Source organism: Helicobacter sp., from assembly GCF_014799995.1.
In the GTDB taxonomy this organism is placed as follows: domain Bacteria; phylum Campylobacterota; class Campylobacteria; order Campylobacterales; family Helicobacteraceae; genus Helicobacter_D.
Map to the genome: position 1 here is coordinate 19,799 of NZ_JAAVGY010000061.1, position 8,283 is coordinate 28,081.

Sequence of the window (8,283 nt, forward strand, 5' to 3'; positions counted from 1 at the left end):
CCTTAAAACTAAAATTAAATTTTAACATAAAATAAATTAACCCAAATAATTCCCATTTTATTATAATGCCATTTTTCCCGGATTCAAAATATTATTAGGGTCAAAGGCTTTTTTAATTGAGCGAAATAAATCCATTTCCTCTTGACTAAAAGCCAAGTGCATAAAAGGTGCTTTTGAGATTCCGATTCCGTGTTCTCCACTCAATGTGCCACCGAGTTCCACAGTAATTTTAAAAATCTCTTCTATTGCCTGATGTCCCCTCTCTAATTCTTCTTGCTTACTCCCATCTACCATAACATTTGTATGCACATTGCCATCGCCTGTGTGCCCAAAACACGGAATCACAACATCATACTTTTTAGAAACTTCTGCAATCCTTTCTAATAATTGGGGCAATTTAGAACGTGGAACCGTAATATCCTCATTTAATTTTTTGCTTCCATAAATCGTAATGCTTGGGCTTGCATTTTTACGCGCAAACCACAAATCCGCCGCTTCTTGTTCATTATTTGCCTTGATAAATTGACTTGCCCCATTTTCAAGAAATTTTTCCTCTATTTTATCAATTTGATATGTAATTTCTTCTGGCAAATTCCCATCTACCTCCGTAATCAAAATCGCTCCTGCTTCTTTAGGCAAGCCCTTATGGAATTTCTCCTCTACCGCTCTAATGCTAAGATTATCCAAAAACTCCATTGCCACAGGAGAGATTCCACTTGCCATTGTTTTATACACAGCATTCATCGCCGCTTGAATGCTAGGAAAAACACCCATTGCGCTTTGCTTATATTTCGGCTTGCTAAGTAATTTAAGTGTGATTTCCGTAATCACAGCCAATGTCCCCTCACTTGCAATCAGAATCCCGGCGACATTATAGCCCGCTACATCTTTAATCGTTTTTTTGCCTGCTCGGATAATGTCTCCATTGGGCAACACTGCACGCAACGCCATTACAAAGTCTTTTGTGATTCCATATTTTGCCGCACGCATTCCCCCTGCATTCTCACTTACATTTCCACCCAAAGTAGAATAATGTTCGCTTGCGGGATCCGGTGGATAGAACAAACTCACTGCTTCTGCCGCCTTTTGTAGTTGCATATTTACAACGCCGGGCTGCACTCTAGCCACCATATTTTCCATATCAATTTCTAAAATCTGATTCATATGTTTTTCTAGTGCCAAAATCACCCCACCCTGCACCGCAAGCGCACCTCCTGTAAATCCACTTCCCGCACCACGTGGAATAATCGGAATCAAATGCTCATTGCAGTATTTCAATACACGACTCACTTCTTCTTCATTGTGGGGAAATACTACACATTCAGGATATTTTCTTTCTTTGGTTGCATCATAACAATAAGCAGCCAAATGCGCTTTATCACTAAAGCATTCACCCTCCCCTACAATTGCTTTTAAATCCCTGATATTTTGTTCTGTCATTTTAAGTCCTTAAAAAATATCTTTAATACCATTAAGGAAATAATTTGTAATTCTTCCAAAAAATGTTGCATCTTCATCACGAATCTCACCTTTAACCAACGCATCAAAATAAATATAATAATCTTGTGTTTTCACATCATTAAAAAGATAAGAGAACCACGCTTGATTATTGCTTCCAATACGCGAAAAAAACGGCAGCATACGCTCTTCTATCGGGGCGCGCCCCGTAATGTAGTCTTTTTTTATAGCACTAAAGGTCTGACAATCCAATGCTTGCCCCTCATTCAAATTCACTAGATAAACAATCCCTATCGCATACTGCGCACATACCTTACGAAAATCTCCCTTTACAGGTGCAGTATGCCCTACTTCCATTAAATAAGCTGCAAACAAATCTGGATGCAGCCAAGTAACCTCTGGATATGCGGCTTTAATTTTCTCATAAATATCTTGCGTTGGGGCAATCAAAAGAGCACGGTCATTAAAACTGCGGAAAATCACTTCATCATTTTTTTGCGGCATTAAAATGGGCGTTGGAAATGCACTTTGTTCCAATCCTACAAAGGGTTCAAAGGCAATCTTTGCAAGATTCTCTCGAATCTCTATCACTGCAGCTTTCGCTACAATGCCAGAATGCTCTCTATCAAACCAACGAATAATCTCTCCACTCTCGCCGACTTTCAAATCAAATGCTGGCACATACGCATAATGCTCCGAATCTTTATCCATTTCTACAATAGGGACAATAATCTTATTGCCAAAGGGGGAAGCAAAGAGAAATGTGCTGAAAAAACAGAAAAACACATAGAATCTAAAAAGCCTTAAATCTTTCATCGCAAAACAAACCTTAAATTAATTGATATTCAATAAAAAATCTTAAATATTAAAAAATTCTGAAATTATAATTTATTTTTGCTTAAAGCGCAGCAAGATTTTATGGAATTTGTGCAAAATTTTTATAAATTTTTATCCGATACTTTTGCACCTATCTAAAAAGTTGGAATCCTTTTTGCTTAGAGATCTGCGATCTTTAATTTCAAAACTCAACTTCAGGACTTGAAAGGATTTTGTTTTACGATGATTATCAATCAAAATTTAAATTCTTTGGGTGGAATCTATAATGAAGCAAATCGCCTCCTTAGCGAGAATGTGCAATCCACAAACAAAACACAAAGTAAAGAGCTACAAGAACAAGAGAAAGAAAGTTTTGGCGCAGAACGCATCACCTATGGTATGATTAGTTTGGAGCTTATGAATGATGAGCAATACAAAGCTTTCGAGAGAGTAACTGCTGGTATGTCGCCTAATGAAAAAATCTCTGTTGCACAAATGCTCACGAGGGCGGGTAATCTAAGTGCAAGCGTGGAACGCGTAGAACAGCGCGAAAAGGAATCCAAAGATTCTGACACAGAAGAAAGTGAACTCGGATTCCTGGGCATTACCAAAAATGGCTGGCAAGAGGTAGCAAAAGAATTTCAAGAAAGCTTAAATCATTTAGAGGGGCTTTATACTAAAAACTATAATGGGAATCTGACGAGTAACTACAATGATATTTTGCGCAAAAATACTGAAGCCAAGACCCAAAGAATCTTAAGAGAATTTAGTCACGCCATTTATAGCGGTAATGTGCAAATTGATACGATAAGCTAAAAGATAAGGCTGTTAAAGTCGTTTTAAACAAGTTTGTCCATAATTAATAAATTAAGCAAAAGAATATCAAAAGATTTGATATTTAAAAAAAATATTTTAGAATTAATTATTCCTGCTTACCTTATTATTGTATGGTAAGGATTCCATATAGCAATAATATTCAATCATAAAATTTAATGGTTGATGAGGGCATAGATTATTTTACATCAAACTTATCCCTACAAAAAGCAAAGAAAAATAATTCAGTTTAAGAACATCTATTTTTATATCTCTCCAAAGCTTTGATAGTTAAATTTTCAAACAGAGCTTTTTCTTCTTTGATATTGCCCTGAATAGCAACTTGGAGATATTTTATAAACATATTCTCTTCCATTTCTTCAAAAATAGGACTATATAATTCTTTACTAATCAAACTTAAAGCTAAAAGATTAATGAGTTTTGTAGATTTTATCAGTGGAATATTTGTGATAATATTCTCCAAATCCTTAATATCTAGTTCTCCATATTGCTCATTCAGTGTCGCACTTTTCTGCTTCATTTGCAATTCTTTTAAAGATCTATCAAGGGTTTTTAAAATATTTTGATATTCAAATTCTAAAGGATTTTTCTCATCTTTTTGACTTGAAAAACCATTATCTATTTTTTCTTCTATAAAAGCATAATCCACTTTATTTTCAATTAATTCTTTTATATTTTCTTTTTCCTTAAAATCAAATTGAATCTTGCCTCTAGGCTTTAAAAGTTCCTCACTTGTGTCATTATGTTTTTCAATATCCTTAAAAGCCTCCTTATCTTTTAGAAAATCCTCATTGATTTCTTTGTAATCTACAAAACGAAATCTGATATTTGCGATTCTAAAAGTATCACCTTTGTTAATAATAGTCTCAAAGCCGCCTTGCATTTTAGAAAAAGATTCATTATAAAAAACAATGGCATTTTTCCACAGGCGCAATCGTGAAGAATCCCTCTTCAAAACCTATCTTAAGTGCCTGCTTTGTATTTGATTTTCTCTATCTTGAACATAAAAAGAACACTGTGAATCACTCCCTATAAATCCCCCCTCTTTATCAAAAATATATGCCTTATCTTTAGTTAAGATTTCATCTAAATTTTCAATGATGATTCCAATTTTCTCCTCATTATCCACCATTAATTTCCTCCTGCTATGATACGTTCTACGATTTTTATTTGTTAGAGTGTGTTTTGTATCTGGTGAGCTTCTGAAATACCATTCACCAATTTAAAATCAAAATATAATTTCTCGTTATTATTAAAAATTACGCTATACGCACCATTATTTTGGTTTTCTTTCAAGAATCTATACCCAAGCCCATTCGCCACTATATGTTTTTTGATAACTCAAACTTGAATTATGATAATCAAAAGCTGTTAAAGTCAAATTCGTATTGTCATTAAATTGTTCCCCTATAATCTGTAAAGTAGAATTTAAGGTGTGATCATATTTGAGATGATGAGAATTGTATTGCAATTCTATAAAAGAAAAATCCGCACTTAAGTCAAGACTTTGCAAGGTAAAATTAACTTTTATATTATCATTTGAATTCAACATCAAATTTGAAAAATTTTTAGCCTCTCTCATAAAATCTAAAAATTGCTTAGAAAAATTTATTTTTACATCTAATTGAGTATTCATAGAATAAATGTCTTTTTTCTTTACAAGCACAGACCTTAAATATTTATTATAAAATTTATTCAAAGTTCCATTCTTGCCAAAAAATCCCTTAAAGGAATCCATACTTAATTCTTGCGTGCTTTCATCATTAAAGGGGTAAAAAGGAGCAATATCATTCATAAAAGGAGTATAGACTTCATTAAACCAAGCCGTGTTAAACAAAGAGATTCCGTGAGATTCTATAAGATTCCAAGCATACAAATAAACTTTTGCATAATATTTCTCTAATTCAATCGGAAGATTTTTAATATCATTAGAAAAAATCATAAAAGGATCATCTTGCTCTTTTGCATAATTTAGCGCATAAGCTATCTTATTTTCAATACTTTGTGTATTGTTTGTGCTAAACTCTGCAATCTTTGTTTGAATATTTTTGATGTCTAAACCAAGGATCTCCATAATATCAATCTCTGTCTCATTATTGATATTAAAACCAACAGCTGAAGCCCTAGAGCTCAAAAAAGAACCTTGCTCTGCGATTCTATGATAAGAGCTAAAAAAGTTGGTAATGCTTATAAAATGTGTTTTAATTTCATTGGCGTTTAAACCCATATTATAGGCTTCTCTAAGCAAAAAGACATCATTCAAATTGGTATTTGCGCTAACAATTTTGATTAACGCCAATACGGGATTATCTTTTTTAGAAAGAATATTCAGTTCATTCAATGTAGATTCTTTAGAATGATATTGTCTTGGCTCAAGAGAAAAAAGTAAATCCTCCCATTGATTCTGGTATTCTATTAAATACAATTTAAGTATATCCGTAGAGACTATGGCTTTATTGTTTTCTGCCTCATCTCCCATATTTTCAAGCATCCAAGATTCTATATTCATTATATTATTGATATTTTGATTAAGATTTTGCAAAAACTCTACCATTCCATTTTTCGTATAAATTTTATCTATGGAATTAATCTTACTTGACTCTGCGAAAACATTATTTGCAGCAAAACCCAACTCCTCTTTAATGCGATAAATTGCTTTTTGCTTATTGCTTGTCAAAAAACTAAGTAAAATATACAATCTTTGGGGTCTTGTCGTTGTTTTTTGCAGTGTTTTAATTGCCAATCCAATGCTTTCTGTATTTTTATGAATATTCTCTATGTACAATTTTTTAATTAAAATATATCCTCAAATCTCTTGCTTTAGCAAATATTTACTCATAAGTTTTGCATTGCTATCTTTATTTTTTATTTTATATTGCTTTATTGTTCCGCATTTTAAAGCATATTTTTTGCTATTGGATATTTTAGTGATAATATTAAATTATATTGTAATATTGCATAAGATTTATAAGATTCAGCAAAAAAAGCATAAAATATTAATGTTTTTATTAAGCATTATAAGCGTATGTGGATTATTATTGATTTATTATAATATAACAATATTGTATTTTTCTATCATTTTAGGATTTGAATAGGCTGCAAAGAGTATAATAACATCCTGTAATTTATTCAAGTATCCTCTAACTCCCTTGAAAATGAGATTGAACCCAAAGGACATAAAAATAGTAATGGATTGTATCAAGAAACACTACTAAAAACTATGCAGCTTATAAAGTTTCTAATTGAACACGACATAGAAGCATACCGAAATTATGCCAAAGGCGAACCACAGAGCACTATTAGAAATTTTATAGTAAAAATCAAAGAAGAAAACATTAAAATCTATCCCAATAATAAAATCACTAAGTGGGAGAAATAAGATGAAAACAATGTATTATCATATAATAAAATATATCTTGCTTTTGCTTATTAATATTATATATGCTGATGGTAGTGTGTATTACACACATTTTCAAGAAATGTTATCTAATCAAACTTCTCATACTAGCACTCTACATAAAGACAAAGAAACGGAAGATAGGATATATTATCAAGGAACGATAGCATTAAGCGGAGTACTAGAATGGCAAATGTATCAAGATGAAGTAGATTTTTATTGGCGTTTGGTATTTTTCCCCGATGCACCAAGTGTCTTACCTAGACTTTTTGCAAATGATAATCAAGCAATATTTTTAAATGATACACTTAAAAAGAATGCTGAATCCCAAAAAAGTAGTTTTTTGCAAATTTATAATATTTTGCAAAATAAATTAAGTCAAGCAGATGAATACATCTTAGGTGGAATAGCAATGCGCGCAACGCTAACTTTAAAAGATTATTATATTAATAAATATTTAGAGAATGAAGCCGATACACGATATTATGCAACTATTTATAAAAATTTAACAATCTTAAGTGATATAAGAAAATGGTATATCAATAAAAAATCTCTCCCTGGTGAATATATATTATCCTACGCCTCCAAAGACCCCTTTATCAATCTTAGAGAATCTCCAAATGGAAAGATTCTAACACAAATTCAAAAAACTGATATGCTAGAATCTTGTCAATTCCAAGATGACAAAGGCTTGCTTTTGCATCTTGGAGAAGATTCTACCAATCCCCAATGGCTAAAAGTAGCTTATATCACACCAGAAGCAAAAGATACAAGTAAAGCAATCTATGGAGTAATCCACGAAAGTCAAGTGAGTTGGGAATGTGGAAAGAATTAAAAGCAAAAGAATCTCAAGAGACTTTTAGTAATAATGGAAACTTCACAATCTATTTAGCAAGAAGAACACACTAAACAAGAAATTCAAGCAATGCAATTTAAAAAAATAGATTTTGAAGAATATCATAAAATTAGGAATCTCCTTTTAATTGGAGCTGAAAATAATAAAGAAGAAGTTTATAAAGATTCTCAAGGTATAGCTACCATAGGCATAGGAATCAATCTAGGAGAAAAGAATCTTAAAGGCTTATGGTTAAGACTTGTTTTATATTATCTCTTTGATTTAGTAAAAAAGCCTCAAGAGATTCCTTTTAAAAAATTTGATTCACTAGATTCTTTAAGCAATGTCATCAAAGACACACAAAGCGATAAATCTAAAGAATATAAGAATCTCATTGATAAGATTGCAGATAGAATGCTAGAAACTCTACAACAAGATATTCATATTACAACTTCTACTTTAAATCACATTATAAGAGAGGAAATAGAATCGTATCTTAAAACCACTCAAACTTTAAATCCAGAACAACGACAAAAAAGGCTTAAGGAAACAGATTTGAAGAGAGATTCTAGCAATCCTAAGAATCCTAAGTATTTAGAACTTAGATTAAACGAAGAACAAGCAAAAGAACTCTTTGATATTATGGCAATAAATTACGAAATAGATACCTTAAGACTTTTGAATCAAAAAGAGATTCTTCACTTTAATACAATCAAGGAAAAAGATGAAAGTAAAAGGGAATATTATAAAGAGTTTATTCCTTTAGTAAGTGCCACTTATCAATCCCCCAATATCATACAAAAGAATTCTTTGATTCAAAGGGCTTTCACATTCCAAAGCAGATTCTTACTTTGGGCTGTGATAAGATATACTTTAGGTAATGAGATTAGGAGAAGAATCTTACAATCTAGTATTTTTAACTTCAATGGAAAATTGGCAAATC

The 8,283-nt window shown here is 31.9% G+C and carries 8 protein-coding genes; 3 read left to right on the plus strand and 5 right to left on the minus strand.

Features of this window, described 5'->3' with window-relative positions; genetic code table 11:
- Window positions 1-60 precede the first annotated feature (60 nt).
- Together glcD and HDT10_RS09565 are read right to left on the minus strand one after the other, a co-directional pair.
- Window positions 61-1,440 carry a glycolate oxidase subunit GlcD gene (glcD, locus tag HDT10_RS09560; protein WP_290882816.1) on the minus strand — a complete coding sequence of 460 codons (1,380 nt, stop codon included), beginning with the start codon at window positions 1,438-1,440 and terminating at the stop codon, window positions 61-63.
- Between the two features lie 9 nt (window positions 1,441-1,449).
- Window positions 1,450-2,274 carry a plasminogen-binding N-terminal domain-containing protein gene (locus tag HDT10_RS09565; RefSeq protein ID WP_290882819.1) on the minus strand — a complete coding sequence of 275 codons (825 nt, stop codon included), beginning with the start codon at window positions 2,272-2,274 and terminating at the stop codon, window positions 1,450-1,452.
- 243 nt (window positions 2,275-2,517) lie between these two features.
- On the opposite strand from HDT10_RS09565, the gene HDT10_RS09570 reads away from it, so the two are divergent.
- On the plus strand, window positions 2,518-3,090 hold the full coding sequence (locus HDT10_RS09570; RefSeq protein ID WP_290882820.1) for a hypothetical protein: 573 nt from the start codon (window positions 2,518-2,520) through the stop codon (window positions 3,088-3,090).
- 247 nt (window positions 3,091-3,337) lie between these two features.
- On the opposite strand, the gene HDT10_RS09575 is transcribed toward HDT10_RS09570, so the two are convergent.
- The 3 genes from HDT10_RS09575 to HDT10_RS09585 form a co-directional block, all read right to left on the minus strand.
- Window positions 3,338-4,042 carry a hypothetical protein gene (locus HDT10_RS09575; RefSeq protein WP_290882822.1) on the minus strand — a complete coding sequence of 235 codons (705 nt, stop codon included), beginning with the start codon at window positions 4,040-4,042 and terminating at the stop codon, window positions 3,338-3,340.
- Between the two features lie 24 nt (window positions 4,043-4,066).
- Window positions 4,067-4,240, minus strand: a complete 174-nt coding sequence (locus HDT10_RS09580; protein ID WP_290882824.1) for a hypothetical protein — start codon at window positions 4,238-4,240, stop codon at window positions 4,067-4,069.
- Window positions 4,241-4,408: 168 nt separating this feature from the next.
- Window positions 4,409-5,851, minus strand: coding sequence for an ImcF-related family protein (locus HDT10_RS09585; protein WP_290882827.1), 1,443 nt, complete (start codon window positions 5,849-5,851; stop codon window positions 4,409-4,411).
- A 637-nt stretch (window positions 5,852-6,488) separates the two neighbouring features.
- Between HDT10_RS09585 and HDT10_RS09590 the strand changes: the two genes are divergently transcribed.
- Window positions 6,489-7,340, plus strand: a complete 852-nt coding sequence (locus tag HDT10_RS09590) for a hypothetical protein (RefSeq protein ID WP_290882829.1) — start codon at window positions 6,489-6,491, stop codon at window positions 7,338-7,340.
- 90 nt (window positions 7,341-7,430) lie between these two features.
- Window positions 7,431-8,283, plus strand: an 853-nt coding sequence (locus tag HDT10_RS09595; protein ID WP_290882832.1) for a hypothetical protein, incomplete at its 3' end; no start/stop codon positions are given.